Consider the following 14,098-nt stretch of genomic DNA (forward strand, 5'->3'; position numbering starts at 1 on the left):
AGGCAAGGGGAGGCAAGGGGAGGCAAGGGGAGGCAAGGGGAGGCAAGGGGAGGCAAGGGGAGGCAAGGGGAGGCAAGGGGAGGCAAGGGGAGGCAGTCCACTCAGCCATCTTCATTTTTGCCAAACGGGATGCCGCACCATTCGACTCCGCACTCCATCCCGGCCAGCAAGCTGGCGGCTCAAAGCGGCAGCAAGCTGCACGCAGTCCAAGCGGGCCATCTCCGTTTTTTCAAACGGGATGCCGCACCATTCGACTCCGCACTCCATCCCGGCCAGCAAGCTGGCGGCTCAAAGCGGCAGCAAGCTGCACGCAGTCCAAGCGGGCCATCTCCGTTTTTTCAAACGGGATGCCGCACCATTCGGCTCAGCACTCCATCCCGGTCAGCAAGCTGGCAGATCAAAGCGGCAGCGAGCTGCACGCAGTCCAAGCTAGCCATCTTCCTTTTTCCAAGCCGGACGCCGGGCCATTCGACTCTGCAATCCTGAAAAAGGACACGTGGGTTGAAAAACGCCGCCGCAGTTTGGCGACGCCGTTTCCCGGAGCTCTACCAGCCTCCGCCCCGGCCTCAGCGGATGCGTGTCACGAACAGTCCCGCAGCGATGGCTGCCGCGAGGTGCGCGCGGTGCTCGTTGATGATCTGCCAGGCGTCTGACGGCGATGTGGCGGCCGGAATGAAATAGCCTCCTCCGCTTTCCAGTTCCTCGGCGGAAGGGGCGACGGCCTTTTGCCTGAGAGCTTCCCGGGCGCTGTGGCGGTCGGTGGTGTCAGGAGCGGGAACGGGCGTCTCGCGGGGGGCGGACGAGAATGCTCCGGTTAAAGTTCGCTTGAACCTAGCGGCAATGGCTATTGCTTTCATTGGGGGAGTGGGGGTGACGAAAGTGCCACTCGTTTCCGGTGGCGGCGGGGTTCTTTTTCCGCACTGAATCGGGGATGCCTTGGGGTGGGCGTGGGTGGTGATGCAGTGCGTGCGGGGAAAGAAATAGGATCCGGGCCCCTTTTCGTCAAACCCTCATTTGGGGGGATCCATGGGAAGCAGCCGGCTCTTCCGTGAGCACTCGAGCCGCCACGCATCCCGCTCCGTCGGGCGGTATTTCCCGCAAAACGGCGGTAATTGCTGTTTAGCACGTGCCAACTCCGCCTGCCTGCCAAAAAGAATCCATCTGGCAATAACAGGCACCCCCTCCGCACGCCATCACACGATCGCGTAACACCCCTCCCCCCGATCGCGTTAGGGATCACCCCCCGATCACGTTAGTGCCGGAGGCGCATGAGCTGCTAGAATGTCCGGAGTGGCTCGGAATCATCCCGGGTCATCCCCCATGCAAGAATCATCCCCCACGTAATAATGTTTTTATGAACTCGCTTACTCTACTAACCATTTCGGGACTGTTGTCAATCACAGCCCACGGTGCCCTCATTGTTTCCTACGCCGAGGATTCGAACGACTTCAACTCCCGGCTGACCAACACCACGGTGTTCGACTTCGACAGTCTCTCCGGCGGTAACCGCACGAACGTGTCCTGGAACACGGTCGGGACCTATAACAATCTCTACATCAAGTCCGCCGACAAATTCGGCGGCGCGGGCAACCCCGGAGGATCGAAATACTCCGTGCAGGGCGCGAGCCTGGGCGCTGCCACCACCACCACCCTCACCCTCGTCGGCCAGCACGCCTATTTCGGCTTCTGGTGGTCCGCGGGTGATGCGAACAACGTCCTGAGCTTCTACAACAACAACGGTGTCACCGACACCCTTGTGGCGCAGTTTTCCACCTCCACCCTGTTGGCCGCCATCGCCGGATCCCCGGAATACAAGGGCAGTCCCGTGACGAACTACCTGAACCAGAATTCGGCCGAGGCCTACGCCTTCGTCAACCTCTTCGGTTCCTCGGGCAACACCTGGAACAAGATCGTCTTCAGCAACCTCGGCACCAGCGGCTTTGAAACCGACAACCACACCGACCGCGTGCTGCCATGGGGCAGCTATCCGGAAGAGGTGAACAAGCCCTATCCGGGCAAGGTCATCGCCAGCGTGTCCGGCACGACCGTGACGGTGATCCCGGAACCAAGTTCCGCGCTTCTGCCTCTCCTCGGTGCCGCTGTCCTCATCCCCCTGCGCCGCCGCCGCTGCTGATCGCGGGGCGCACGATGCGGGCCTGCCATCCCACCCCCGGGGAGGTCATGCCGCATCCGCACCCTAGGATCCATTGATTCGCAAAAGCCACGACGCGGCGGGACCTGTTTCCGGAACATTCCGATCACAGATCCCGCCCCGTCGCGCGCCGCCGGAAGACTTCGTCAGAAGGTCCCGCCCGAAGACTTCGCCCCGAAGCCTTCGGGCTAAGCCTTCGGGCTAAGCCTTCCGACGAAGGTAGATCCCACCATTTTCAAATGACGGACATCCCCCCGATCCCCCTGCCCCGGAACCTTGCTCCCATCGAAGTGCTCCGCCTCGCCGCCGAGCTCGCTTCGGTGTTGAACCTGCGTACCCAGGGCTTCCGCAGGTGCCGGGTGTCCGACGACTCCACCGGCCTGTGTTATTCGTTCGACACGATCAGCGACGCGCAGGTCTTTCTCGACAAGCGGACGAGGTCGCTGAGGGGGAAACCGGTTTTCCTCTTCGCCCGCGGGGCCGAGGTTTACGAATACCGGGACCAGAAGACGGACTGAGGGGATCGTTGCTGTAACAGACCGGCCGCACCCGTCTCACGTTCCGTCCGCCGCCGGACAGGATGTCCACGGCACGCAGCGTTCAAGATGAACGCGCTCCTTTCGCAAGGCCGCCTGGCGGAACGTCATACGAGCGGGGCGTTTTACCCGCGGGGCCTCATCCGGCGGGGCGTCGTCATTCTGACGACTGCTCCGGGGGACATCCTGTCCCCCGGAATCCCGACGCTATCGAGATGTCCGAAGTGCCCGGGCGGAACGGCCGAAACCAGACGGTAGCAACCAACCGCCACCACGACCTGCGGAATCTCACTCCACCGCGGTTTCGAGTTCCTGACGCGGGCCGAAGAACTCGAAGCGGACCTGTGCTCCGGGGATTCCCCAGGCGAGGAGCTGGCGGTAGATCGCCGCCATGAAGGGCTTGGGACCGCCGTCTGGATTCTTCAACCGTTCGTCATCCATCACGAACCCCTTGACGAGATATTTCTTCAAAATGGTGGATGCCCAGCGGCGGAACTGCACGCCCCGTGGAGAACGGACCCGGTAGCCCACGGCCAGGATGGCATCGAGGTTGTAAAGGGTGATGTTGCGCTGCACCTCGCGGTTGCCCTCGGTTTGAACTGTCAAGGAATCCTTGACAGTTGCGGCAGGGTCCAGCTCCCCGTCCTCAAAGAGATTCTTCAGATGGAGAGAGATATTCTGCTTGGTCGCATTGAAGAGTTCCGCCATCTCAAGCTGGGAAAGCCATACGGTATGATCCTTGACGAGAAGCCTGATCTGGCTGCGTCCGTCTTCCGTGGTGTAGAGGATGAGGTCGTTCATGGGGTGCGCTGGCATCGGATTCGAACGCCCGAACCGGTGGCGGTGAGCGGTTCCGATGCTGGCCAGCGATGGGGGACTTGCACGCTTTTTCGCCGCCGGTGCCTGAAGTCCCGAAGGCCCGTGATCGACCGAGAGCGGCGCGCCACGGATGCCGTCCCTTCAGGACTCGGTCCATCCGGGAAGCGCCACCCGGGGTTCCGCTTCGCTCACCCCGGGCTGTCCCATTTCGCACCGTTGGTGCTGAAGAAGCCCCGCTTCGGAGGCTTTGCCCGCCGCAGCCCGCCGATCCCCGATCCCCGATCCCCGATCCCCGATCCCCGATCCACGATCCACGATCCACGATCCACGATCCACGATCCACGATCCCAAATCACACCCAGATCGACTTCTGCTTCTTCTCTTTCGGATGTTCCTGGATCTCGAAGGTCTTGCGCTCGCGGCTGTTGAAGATGGCTTCCTCGCGGGTGATGGTTCCGGCGTTGAGAAGCTGGTTGATGCTGTCGTCGATGGTGCGGTTCCCCTCGCGGAAACCGATTTCCATGAGGCCCACGATCTGTTCCAGCTTGCGCTCGCGGATGCAGTTCCGCATCGCGTGGCTCGGCTTGAGGATTTCCGAGGCGAGGACGCGGCCCTTGCCATTGGCGCTGGGGATGAGCCGTTGGCTGATGATACCCTCCAGCGAGCCGGCGAGCTGGGTGACGATCTGCGCCTGCTGGTCCGCCGGGAACACGTCCACGATACGGTCGATGGTCTGCGGCGCGTCCGGCGTGTGGAGCGTGGCGAGCACGAGGTGGCCCGTCTCCGCCGCGGTCAGCGCGATCCGGATGGTCTCCAGGTCCCGGAGCTCCGAGACAACGATGACGTCCGGGTCCTGGCGCAGCGCCTGCCGCAGCGCCTTGGGGAAACTCTGGGTGTCCGTGCCGATCTCACGCTGCTTGATGAGGCAGGAGCGGTGCTGGTGCACGAACTCGATGGGGTCCTCCAGCGTGATGATGACGCCGTTCCGGTTGTCCGCGATGCGGTTCACCATGGACGCCAGCGTGGTGGATTTTCCGGAACCCGTGACCCCGGTGACGAGGACGAGACCGCCCCGCAGGTTGCACAGGTCGAACACCGGCGAGTGGTGGCCCAGATCCTCCAACCGCGGGACATGCTGGGAGATGAAACGGAACGCCGCCTCGGCATGGCCGCGCGCGATGTGGATGTTTCCACGGAAGCGGCCCACGTCGTTCACCTGCAGCGCGTAGTCCAGCTCCAGCTCCTGCTCGAGCTTGGCGCGCTGCGTCTCGGTGAGCGTGTCGAGGATGAGGTCCCGCACGGTGGAAGGATCCAGCAATTCCTGGTTGAAGGGAACGATGGAGCCGTTCACCCGCGCGCAGGCCGGTGCCCACGGGCTGAGATGGAGGTCCGAACCGCCGAGGGCGACGGTCTGGCGGAGGTAGTCGGTGATGTCGCTGGGCATGGTCGGGGTTTGTCAGGATCTGTTGGAAATGCCGCGCAGCGCACGGTCGAAGTCTTGCGGGCGGGTGCAGGCGTTGCGCGCAATCTCGGGCTCCAGATAGCCTTGTTGCACGGAGGCCACGAGGTACTCCAGCAGCGAGCAGTTCGAGGGATCGGTCGATTTCACCAGGTGGTCCTGGAGTTCCGGCAGCTTGTTTTCCAGGATCCAGTTGCGGGTGGCCGCCTCGTTCTGCATGTATTCCAGCGCGGGGAAAAGTCCTCCGCCCTTGCGCGGCAGCAGCCGCTGCGACATGATGCCGATGAGCTGCCCGGCGAGCAGGTGGAACGCCTCGTGCTGGCCCTGCTTGAGCAGATGGGAAAAGCGGTCCAGCGCCTCGATGACGCTGCTGCTGTGGAGCGTGGAAACCACGAGATGCCCGGTGGCCGCCGCCTGCAGCGCCGTCACGGCCGTCTCCTGGTCGCGGATTTCCCCGAGGAAGAGAATGTCCGGACTCTGCCGCAGCGCGGACCTCAGCCCGGTCGGGAAGTCCTTGGAATCCTGACGCATCTCCCGCTGGGAAAAAAGCGAGAGGTCGTTGGTGAAAAGATACTCGATGGGGTCTTCCAGCGTGACGATGTGCCTCGCGAAATGATGGTTCACCCAGTCCAGCGACGATGCGACGGTGGTGGACTTCCCGGCACCCGTCGGCCCGGTGATGAGGACCAGCCCCTGGCTCCGCTCCATCCAGGATTGCAGGAGCTCCGCGGGCAGTCCGAGCTCCACCAGCGGCGGGATCTCGTTGCGGATCGGCCGCATGACCGCCGCCAGCCGGCCCAGCGTGTGGTAGAGATTGACCCGCAACCTGCCGCCGCCCGGCACCCGCCACGAAAGGTCCGCCTCCAGATTGGACGCATGATCGACACCGCAGGATTTCCAGAACTCCTCCATCGTCACCCGCGGGATGGGACCGGGGTGGAGCAGCATCACCTCCCCCTCGCGGCGGACCCGCGGCGCTTCGTCTTCGAGAAGGAAAACGTCGTTCGCCTGGTCGGCGAAGGCGTCACGGATGAGTTGGTTCAGCGCGGAATTCATGCGGGCGGAAAATCTTTCGGATGCTTCCGCAGTGTTAGAAGAAGCAACGGGCATCACGAAGCTAAAAAGCCGCGGACGGATGAAATTGTCTGTGGAGGATGGCCATCGGGATTTCGGTCACCGTGCGCATTGGAGTGTCACAAGGGAAAATTCGTTCGCGAAGGACAGGGGGAAGGGTGGGGGAATGAATCCGGACTTCCCCCCATCCGCCCGCCTGCCGTACCGTTCCACGGGAACAAATGCGCCGCCACCTTCGGGTTTCTTTGTCATGAAAATGTCGGAACACATCTATCTTTTCACCATCACCGACCGATTCCATATCGAGGGCAGGGGACCCGTCGTGGTTCCGGGCATTCCTTGGACATACGAGGGACCGGTTGTCCGTCAAGGGGACGCCCTGATCCTGAGGACTCCGCTTGGCGGCATCATCCGCACATCCCTCGAAGCCATCGAAATGGTCAATTACAAGCCCGGCGGCCGACGGATTGAAGCGTCCGCCGTTTTATTGGCGAAAGGCCTGCACAAGTTTGACATTCCGATCGGGACGGAGGTCTATCTCGACTCCGCCGCCTCCTCTCAAGGTGCCGGTGGCGGAAGCTCCGGATGAATCCAACCTTCCCAATGCCCGGAGTCCGGCATATCCTCGCTAGGAAATGATAAAAACATCACGGGGATGTCTCTGGGCCGTGGTATTGGTCGTGGCCGCGATCGCCATAGTTTACCTGCAGGATGCGTTACTCCCTTCGCATGCCGCCGGCAATCTGCCGGAAGGAGCTACGGAGATTCAGGAATTTTACGCGGATTATGGGATTATCACTGGAGATTTCGTGAGATTGCTCAAGGCCCGCATTCCGGAAAACCAGGTGGCGGAGTATGCCAGGAAGGTGGGTGCGGTCGACAGGGCGGGGGACGGAGACAAAGGGAGATACCCCACATGGTCGCGGGAAGCGGACTGGTTCAAGCCACGGAAACCCCCGCTGTATTACCGCGTCGAGCCGGGCTACCGGCTGATCGTCGGTTGGGAGAACGGATACGTATATTACGATGCCTGCGCATGGTAGGACGACAAACGTATTCCACCGTGCGGAAGTGATGTGGCCGGTCTGCTCTTCCTCCGCGTCTTCCTCTCCGCTCTCCGCGACCTCCGCGTTTCGATTCCATCCGAATCCCATCCTTCTTCGCGCCTTTGCGGTAAATCTTCCATGACCGGGCACCCGGCCACTCACCCCAGCGGCAGCTCTCCCGCGAATCTCGCCACCTCCTCCGCCAGCCGCTCCCTCGCGGTCCGGAGGTAAAGCTCGTCCAGCTCGATGCCGGTGAACGCCGTGATCCTCTGCCGGTGCGCGGCGATGGCCGAGGTGCCGATGCCGAGAAACGGATCCAGCAACCGCGTCGCACTGCCCTTCCCGTGCAGCTTCACGCACTGCTCCACCAGCGCGATGGGAAAGGTGGCGGGGTGGGGGCGTTCCTTGTCGCGCGACATGATGGTGTCGTAGGGGATGAACCACGTGTTTCCCCGGCACCGCAGGTCCGCGCCGCCGGTGTGGCCCCAGCGGGCGATGTTCGACTTGTCCTGGTAAGGCACCCCCGCCGCGCGGCGGTCCAGGGGCACCTCGCCGTTCTTCGTGAGGTGGAAGACATACTCATGGCAGTCGTTCACGAAACGCTTCGAGTTGATCGGCTTGAAATGCCCCGCGCTGATCCTCTCCCCGCTCCGCGTCTCGATGGAGATGGACTTCACCCAATGGAACGTGTTCTGCAGGATGAAAAGCGGTTCCTCCCCGTCCGCCAGTTCCAGGATGAGCTGGTGCGGCATCAGCGGATTCGCCGGAGCCGCGCCCACGTTGAGGAAAAACGAACCATCGTCCGCCAGCACCCGCCTCACCTCCGCCACCCAGCTCCGGCACCACTTCAGATACTCCTTGCGCGGCGAGGTGTCCTTGAAGCTGTTATAATTGATGCCGAGGTTGTAAGGCGGCGAGGTGACGACCAGATCCTGCGATCCGGCGTCGAGGGTCTTTAGAATTTCGAGGCAATCGCCGTGGAGGAGATTCATGGAAGGTGGTGTCATTTCAGGCGCCGTTGGCTTCGGGATCTACCGCAAAGGAAACCGGACACCACGAAATTCACGAAGGATCACGAAAAATCGGATTGATGCGAATTTCCCGTCAGTCATCCGATCGCCGGGCCGCGTGATGGATATGATTCCCCTTTCGCGCTTTTTCGTGAATGTCGTGGTTCTGATACCTCTTCAGGCAACGCTACCTTTTCCATCCCGCTTTGCGACCCTTTGCGGCCTTCGAGACTTTGCGGTGAAAAAATCGAACCCATCAGGCATGATGCAGCAGGATCGAGTTCGCCGCGAAGTGGTCGGAGAGAAGGTCCGAAACGATCACCAGCGGAGTGCCCGGGCGGATGAGGTCGTCCTTCTTCAAAAGCTCGCTGACGCGCTCGATGGTCTCCTCGATGTTCGACGCGAAGGCCAGCTTGAACGAACGCACGCCACGGGTCAGCGCGAGCTGGCGGCAGACGCGGTCCGTCGGGGTGAAGGCATAGAAACCGGAGGTGCGCGGGCGGAGCATCGCCACGTGGTTCGCGAGCACGCCACGGCGGGTGAGCACCACGAGGCGGGCGTCCGGCAGGGAATCCGCCAGGGTCACCGCGGCGCGCGCCGTCTTCTGCCGCTCGTCGCGCAGCAGCACGTTCTGGCCGAAGCCGTGGCCGCCGGAACGTTCGATGCGCGAGGAAATCCGCACCAGCGCGTCCACGCAGCGTTCCGGGTAGCGGCCCACCGAGGTCTCGCCGGAGAGCATCAGGCAGTCCGCCTCCTCGTAGGCGGCGTTCATCACGTCCGTGACTTCCGCGCGGGTGGGGGTGGGGTTGAGGATCATCGACTCCAGCAACTGCGTCGCGACGATGACGCGCGTGCCGAGCTCGTGGCAGCACTTGACGATCCGGCGCTGGAGGATGGGCAGCTCCTCGAACTCCACCTCCGTCCCCAGGTCGCCGCGGGCCACCATGATGACGTCCGCCGCGTTGATGATCGCGTCGATGTTGCGGATGGCCTCCTGGTCCTCGACCTTGGCGACGATCTGCGCCTCGCCCTCGAGCTTCTCCATCGCGGCGCGCAGTTCATGGACGTGGGCGGAGTCGCGGACGAAGGATCCGGCGATGTAGTCCGCCTCGCACTCCACGGCGAGAGCGAGGTCCTTGTGATCCTTTTCCGTCAGGGCCGGCAGGTTGAGGCGGGTGCCGGGAAGATTGATGTGGCGGCGGGAACCCATGGTGCCCGGAGTCTTCACGTGACAAAGCACGCGGTCCGCCTCCACCACGTCGATGCGCATGAGCAGCGCTCCGTTGTCCACCACCAGCGTGTTCCCCACGGAAACGTCGCCCATCAGGCCGTCATAGTTCACCGTGGTGGATAGCGTCACCGTCGGATCCGCGCCGACCTTGCGGAACTCCACCACATCGCCCTCCAGCAGGTTGTAGGGTTTTTCCAGATCACCCGTGCGGATGGACGGGCCGGTCAGGTCGAACAGCACGGCGATGTTCGCATTCCGTTCGGCGGCCTGGCGGCGCACGCGCTTCGCCATCTCCGCCGCCCACTCGTGCTTGGCGTGGCTCATGTTCAGGCGGAAGACGTTCGTGCCGCCGTCGATGAGCTTGCCGATCATTTCTTCGGATTCGGTCGCGGGGCCAAGGGTGATGATGATCTTCGATTTGCGTGACATGATTTTGGAAAGTGGTTGGCTCGGCACGGAGCGGTGCCGCAGCGATGAAACACACTCCCGGGAAACCAAGCAAGACCGTATGCCCGTGCCGGATCGAGGGATTTGTTTTTGAATTTTTTCAGAACCATCAATGAGGTCCACCACCAAGACGCCAAGACGCCAAGATTCGGAAAAAGTCCCGGACTTGCGTTTTTGCCTTCCTCTTGTTCTTGGCGCTCTTGGCGTCTTGGCGGTAAAATCCTTTTCAATGACAGAGGACCCCCGCCGCCCGGCCATGAATCCCCCCGGAAAAGTCCCCGGAAATCCTCCGCAAATCCTGAATTCCGCCCTGTGACGAATAAAACCCCTGTCCCGGGATTGACGTAAGCGGCTCTGCCCGCTGAGATTCCCGCCCCCGCCGAGCGGCGGACTTTGCCATGGACTACACCGCGAAAATCGCAACCAACGTCGCCTCCATCCCACGATCCGGGATCCGCGACTTCTTCGAACTCGTACAAGGCCGGGATGATGTCATCTCCCTCGGCGTGGGCGAGCCTGACTTTGTCACTCCATGGCACATTCGCGAGGCCGCCATCTACTCGCTGGAAAAGGGGCAGACGACCTACACGTCGAATCTCGGCCTGCTTTCCCTGCGGAAATCGATTTCCAAATACGTGGACGACTTCTTCCACGTGCAATACGAACCTGCGAAAGAGGTCCTCGTCACCGTCGGCGTCTCCGAGGCGATCGACATCGCCCTGCGCGCCCTGCTGAACCCCGGCGACGAGGTCATCTACCACGAGCCGTGCTACGTTTCCTACAGCCCTAGCATCGTCATGGCGCACGGCGTCCCGGTGCCGGTGGTCACGACCAAGGAGGACGAGTTCTCGCTCAAGCCGGACAAGGTCGCCGCCGCCATCACGCCGAAGACCCGCATCATCTTCATCAACTTCCCGACCAATCCCACCGGTGCCTGCGCCTCGCGCGAGGACCTCGAGGGCATCGCCGCACTCGCGATCAAGCACGACCTCCTCGTCCTCACCGACGAGATCTACAGCGAGCTCCGCTACGACGAGACGAACCCGCACGTCTCCATCGCCTCGCTGCCCGGGATGAAGGAGCGCACCATCCTCCTGCACGGCTTCTCCAAGGCCTTCGCGATGACCGGCTTCCGCCTCGGCTACGCCTGCGCGCCGCAGCCCATCATCGAGGCCATGATGAAGATCCACCAATACTCCATGCTCTGCGCTCCCATCATGAGCCAGAACGCCGCCATCGAGGCGCTGGAAAACGGCCAGCCCGCGATGATCGAGATGCGCAACAGCTACCACCAGCGGCGTGATTTCCTCGTCAAGCGGCTCAACGAGATCGGCCTCGACTGCCACACCCCCGGCGGCGCGTTCTACGTCTTCCCGGACATCCGCAGCACCGGCCTCTCCAGCAAGGAATTCGCCATGCGCCTGCTCGAGGAGGAAAGCGTCGCCTGCGTGCCCGGCAGCGCCTTCGGCGAATCCGGCGAGGGCTTCCTGCGCTGCTGCTACGCCACCGCCTTCGACGACATCCGCACCGCCACCGACAAGATGGAGCGCTTCGTGAACCGCCTGAAAAACGCATGAACGCCACGCCCGCCACGCAGGATCCCGAGCGCCTCACCCAGGCGCACGTCATCCCGTTCGTGGTGTTCATGTCGTTCATGCTCCTGCTGCAGCTCGTCGGCGGCTTCATCGAGTGGAAACACCCGGACGCCCCGTGGTGGCGGCAGGAACCCGCGCAATTCATCTACCCCATCCAGACGATGGTGACGCTCGGCGTCCTCATCCGCTACTGGCGTCATTTCACCTTCAACTGGTCGGTGAAATGGTCGCTCGCCGCCGTGGTCTTCGGCGCGGTCGGCATCGGCTTCTGGCTGCTGCCCACCGTGCTCCACGACGCCTGGGGCCTCACCGGGAAAACCGAAGGCATTCTCAAGCTCCTCGGCGTGACCGAGCGCAAGGAAGGCTTCGATCCCGGGATCTTCCAAAACCCCGTGGCCTACTGGACCTCGCTGGTTTTCCGCTTCTTCCGCGCCGCCGTCATCGTCGCCTTCGTCGAGGAAATCTTCTGGCGCGGCTTCCTCATGCGCTTCGTCTGCGATTGGGAAGGGGACTACTGGAAACAACCCTTCGGCCGCGCCCGCTGGATCTCCTACCTCGTCGTCACCGGCCTCTTCATGGCTGCCCACGCGCCCGTCGACTACGCCGGCGCCTTCATCTACGGCAGTCTCACCTACCTGCTCTGCGTCTGGAGCAAGAATCTCGGCGCCTGCGTCATCATGCACGGCGTCGCGAACCTCCTCATGGGCCTCTACATCATGCGGACCGGGAACTACGGACTCTGGTGAGTTTCCAACATCGGTAACTTTTCAGGATCATGACACCCCGGCAACTGTACGATGAACTGGTTGCTCAAGGGTGTGATCCGAAAAACTTTCAAATAGAGGGGCTGGGCGGCATTTCTGATGTGTATTGCCTGGCAGACCGTGGCGGCGGCCGTTGGGAGGTATTCTATTCCGAGTGTGGTATCGAGTCTCCACCAGAATTTTTTTCCCGTGATCGGAGCGAGGCGTATGAGCATTTTCGGACAAAAATCCTCTCGATTCCTCATTTTCACTGCGTCGGCTTTTTTCATGACGAGGATGCGGCGGATGGTCTTTCGAAGCCGTTGGACTCGGCGGGTGTCGGGATTCGCCGGGATGTCATTCCCTACGCATCCGCCACGGACTTGAGGCACAGGATTTTTGTTTCGGGTGCCGATGTCTTTGAAGCACGTCGTATTCTGGGGAACGATCTCCCTATCCGGGACATCGCGCCGCCGCTCCCCGCCGCCCGGCACGTCCCCGGAGCCCCCCGGTTCCGCTCATGAAATCCGCAAACAAAAGGGGATCGGTAAGAAGCCGGAAAAAAATGAATTCCGAGTGATGTTTTTCTTGTAACGTCCGGCACTCTTCCTCATACCTCCGCCCCGCGTTACGCGGGAATGGGTAGATGCCCGAGTGGCTAAAGGGGGCAGACTGTAAATCTGCTAGCGAAAGCTTACGTTGGTTCGAATCCATCTCTACCCACCATTTCATTTTAAACGACCAAGGGAGTTCTTCGGAACTCCCTTTTTCTTTGCGTAAAATCTCGCTGTCAATCTGCTGGCGGTTTCATACCAGACCCTTCCCGGTTAGGATCTGCAGATTGCCAATTCCGGCGTGAAGTTTGGCGTGCTCCCAAATGAGGAAGCTCGATTTTTCTTCCTTTTCAAACTGCTCCAATTTATTTGGTCTTCTGTAATGAAAACCCGATTTTTCAGATCATTTCTCGTGAGCGTGGCAATCGCCGCTGCCAGTGCTGCCCAAGCTGCGGTCCTGGTTGTTCCAGGAGCCTACGAGTCCACCGAAGGCGCGGGACAGAACAACTTCCCGTTATCGCTGACGGCGGGCAACACGCAACGATATCAGCAAGTGTTCGGCTCCGGTGGCTTCTCATCCCTTACCGGCCCCTTTCTCATCACCGAAATCGCCTTCAGGCCGAGCGCAGCGCAGGCCGCATTCACCTCGACCGCCACAATTCAATTAAGCCTGTCGACAACCTCCAAGGCTCCGGATGGCCTGAGCACTACGTTTGCCGAAAACGTGGGAGAAGACCCGGAGGTGGTCTTCAGCGGGGACCTGGCGATCTCGTCAGCCGCAGCGGGTCCGCCGGCCGGGCCCAAGGCATTCGATATCGTGATTACTTTCCAAACTCCTTACCTCTATGATCCGGCGGAGGGAAATCTTTTGATCGATTTCAGAACGTCTGCGACCTCGGGAGAGAATTTCTTTCTCGATGCCCAGTCAACGGTGGGCGATCAGATTTCGAGGGTCTACAGCAATCAGGCTCCTACGGCCGTTAACGCAACCACGGGCACCGCGGTTACCCTCGCCCTGATAACCCGTTTCACGATCACTGTCCCGGAGCCTTCATCTGCGGCCCTGATCGTTTTAGGCGGGATGACTTTGTTGCGCCGCCGTCGCTAGTTGGGGGGGAGTTTAAGCGGGGACTTTTACTCATTTCCGAGCGAAGGGTGAGATATCCTCAGATTTGAAGCCGTCCGAAGAGGTGCCAGTAGAATTGCTTTCACCGCTTTGGGACGGTCCAAATTTGGATTGTTTAGAGAACAGCTCAAACCTGAGCGGCCCTCCGGTTGCCAGCAAATCTGCTTTCACTGATTTCAGCCTTTGTAGACGCCCTCAAATTTGAGGGCGTCAATTCCGGCCTCGGCAAGCACCGTGCGGATGTCCCGCATGACGTTGGAATGATTCTTCCTGCGATCTCCGCGATGTGCTGGAATGCCAGAGGGG

At 61.5% G+C, this 14,098-nt stretch carries 13 protein-coding genes, 1 tRNA gene and 1 pseudogene; 9 read left to right on the top strand and 6 right to left on the bottom strand.

The window, feature by feature from the left end; translation table 11 throughout:
- Positions 1-566: 566 nt before the first annotated feature.
- Entirely contained in the window at positions 567-857 is a 291-nt protein-coding gene (locus JIN84_RS00005; RefSeq protein WP_200348955.1) for a hypothetical protein, read from the bottom strand.
- Between the two features lie 533 nt (positions 858-1,390).
- Between JIN84_RS00005 and JIN84_RS00010 the strand changes: the two genes are divergently transcribed.
- Both JIN84_RS00010 and JIN84_RS00015 read left to right on the top strand, forming a co-directional pair.
- Positions 1,391-2,134 (top strand): Npun_F0296 family exosortase-dependent surface protein, encoded by a 744-nt coding sequence (locus JIN84_RS00010; RefSeq protein ID WP_200348956.1) that lies wholly within the window; start codon positions 1,391-1,393, stop codon positions 2,132-2,134.
- 257 nt (positions 2,135-2,391) lie between these two features.
- A complete protein-coding gene (locus JIN84_RS00015) occupies positions 2,392-2,670 on the top strand; it encodes a hypothetical protein (protein ID WP_200348957.1) in 279 nt (92 codons plus the stop codon).
- A 411-nt stretch (positions 2,671-3,081) separates the two neighbouring features.
- Here JIN84_RS00015 and JIN84_RS00020 read toward each other — a convergent pair.
- The 3 genes and pseudogenes from JIN84_RS00020 to JIN84_RS00030 all read right to left on the bottom strand — a co-directional run.
- Positions 3,082-3,489 (bottom strand): annotated as a pseudogene (locus JIN84_RS00020) (virulence RhuM family protein); the annotation flags it as partial.
- Positions 3,490-3,859: 370 nt separating this feature from the next.
- Positions 3,860-4,951: a type IV pilus twitching motility protein PilT gene (locus JIN84_RS00025; RefSeq protein WP_200348959.1), complete on the bottom strand. Its 1,092-nt coding sequence runs from the start codon at positions 4,949-4,951 to the stop codon at positions 3,860-3,862.
- A 12-nt stretch (positions 4,952-4,963) separates the two neighbouring features.
- Positions 4,964-6,022: a type IV pilus twitching motility protein PilT gene (locus tag JIN84_RS00030; RefSeq protein WP_200348960.1), complete on the bottom strand. Its 1,059-nt coding sequence runs from the start codon at positions 6,020-6,022 to the stop codon at positions 4,964-4,966.
- Positions 6,023-6,290: 268 nt separating this feature from the next.
- On the opposite strand from JIN84_RS00030, the gene JIN84_RS00035 reads away from it, so the two are divergent.
- A complete protein-coding gene (locus JIN84_RS00035; protein ID WP_200348961.1) occupies positions 6,291-6,629 on the top strand; it encodes a hypothetical protein in 339 nt (112 codons plus the stop codon).
- A gap of 46 nt (positions 6,630-6,675) precedes the next feature.
- On the top strand, positions 6,676-7,083 hold the full coding sequence (locus JIN84_RS00040) for a hypothetical protein (protein ID WP_200348962.1): 408 nt from the start codon (positions 6,676-6,678) through the stop codon (positions 7,081-7,083).
- Between the two features lie 161 nt (positions 7,084-7,244).
- Here JIN84_RS00040 and JIN84_RS00045 read toward each other — a convergent pair whose 3' ends face one another.
- Both JIN84_RS00045 and pyk read right to left on the bottom strand, forming a co-directional pair.
- Positions 7,245-8,078 carry a DNA-methyltransferase gene (locus JIN84_RS00045; RefSeq protein WP_200348963.1) on the bottom strand — a complete coding sequence of 278 codons (834 nt, stop codon included), beginning with the start codon at positions 8,076-8,078 and terminating at the stop codon, positions 7,245-7,247.
- 274 nt (positions 8,079-8,352) lie between these two features.
- The gene (pyk, locus tag JIN84_RS00050) at positions 8,353-9,756 is read right to left on the bottom strand and encodes a pyruvate kinase (protein WP_200348964.1); all 1,404 of its coding nucleotides are present in this window, start codon (positions 9,754-9,756) and stop codon (positions 8,353-8,355) included.
- 416 nt (positions 9,757-10,172) lie between these two features.
- Between pyk and JIN84_RS00055 the strand changes: the two genes are divergently transcribed.
- The 5 genes from JIN84_RS00055 (at position 10,173) to JIN84_RS00075 (ending at position 13,774) form a co-directional block, all read left to right on the top strand.
- Positions 10,173-11,351 carry an aminotransferase class I/II-fold pyridoxal phosphate-dependent enzyme gene (locus JIN84_RS00055; protein ID WP_200348965.1) on the top strand — a complete coding sequence of 393 codons (1,179 nt, stop codon included), beginning with the start codon at positions 10,173-10,175 and terminating at the stop codon, positions 11,349-11,351.
- Positions 11,348-12,115: a CAAX prenyl protease-related protein gene (locus tag JIN84_RS00060; RefSeq protein WP_200348966.1), complete on the top strand. Its 768-nt coding sequence runs from the start codon at positions 11,348-11,350 to the stop codon at positions 12,113-12,115. Before JIN84_RS00055 ends, JIN84_RS00060 begins: the two co-directional genes overlap by 4 nt.
- 29 nt (positions 12,116-12,144) lie before the next feature.
- Positions 12,145-12,636, top strand: a complete 492-nt coding sequence (locus JIN84_RS00065) for a hypothetical protein (RefSeq protein ID WP_200348967.1) — start codon at positions 12,145-12,147, stop codon at positions 12,634-12,636.
- A 116-nt stretch (positions 12,637-12,752) separates the two neighbouring features.
- Positions 12,753-12,838, top strand: a tRNA-Tyr gene (locus JIN84_RS00070).
- Positions 12,839-12,967: 129 nt separating this feature from the next.
- The gene (locus JIN84_RS00075; protein ID WP_200348968.1) at positions 12,968-13,774 is read left to right on the top strand and encodes a PEP-CTERM sorting domain-containing protein; all 807 of its coding nucleotides are present in this window, start codon (positions 12,968-12,970) and stop codon (positions 13,772-13,774) included.
- Positions 13,775-14,098 lie beyond the last annotated feature (324 nt).

The organism is Luteolibacter yonseiensis (assembly GCF_016595465.1).
GTDB classification, from domain to species: domain Bacteria; phylum Verrucomicrobiota; class Verrucomicrobiia; order Verrucomicrobiales; family Akkermansiaceae; genus Luteolibacter; species Luteolibacter yonseiensis.

Excerpts from the sequence above, each read along its gene's own strand:
- JIN84_RS00005 (WP_200348955.1), bottom strand. The coding sequence starts at position 857 with ATGAAAGCAATAGCCATTGCCGCTAGGTTCAAGCGAACTTTAACCGGA.
- JIN84_RS00015 (WP_200348957.1), top strand. The coding sequence starts at position 2,392 with ATGACGGACATCCCCCCGATCCCCCTGCCCCGGAACCTTGCTCCCATC.
- JIN84_RS00025 (WP_200348959.1), bottom strand. The coding sequence starts at position 4,951 with ATGCCCAGCGACATCACCGACTACCTCCGCCAGACCGTCGCCCTCGGC.
- JIN84_RS00030 (WP_200348960.1), bottom strand. The coding sequence starts at position 6,022 with ATGAATTCCGCGCTGAACCAACTCATCCGTGACGCCTTCGCCGACCAG.
- JIN84_RS00035 (WP_200348961.1), top strand. The coding sequence starts at position 6,291 with ATGAAAATGTCGGAACACATCTATCTTTTCACCATCACCGACCGATTC.
- JIN84_RS00040 (WP_200348962.1), top strand. The coding sequence starts at position 6,676 with ATGATAAAAACATCACGGGGATGTCTCTGGGCCGTGGTATTGGTCGTG.
- JIN84_RS00045 (WP_200348963.1), bottom strand. The coding sequence starts at position 8,078 with ATGAATCTCCTCCACGGCGATTGCCTCGAAATTCTAAAGACCCTCGAC.
- pyk (WP_200348964.1), bottom strand. The coding sequence starts at position 9,756 with ATGTCACGCAAATCGAAGATCATCATCACCCTTGGCCCCGCGACCGAA.
- JIN84_RS00055 (WP_200348965.1), top strand. The coding sequence starts at position 10,173 with ATGGACTACACCGCGAAAATCGCAACCAACGTCGCCTCCATCCCACGA.
- JIN84_RS00060 (WP_200348966.1), top strand. The coding sequence starts at position 11,348 with ATGAACGCCACGCCCGCCACGCAGGATCCCGAGCGCCTCACCCAGGCG.
- JIN84_RS00065 (WP_200348967.1), top strand. The coding sequence starts at position 12,145 with ATGACACCCCGGCAACTGTACGATGAACTGGTTGCTCAAGGGTGTGAT.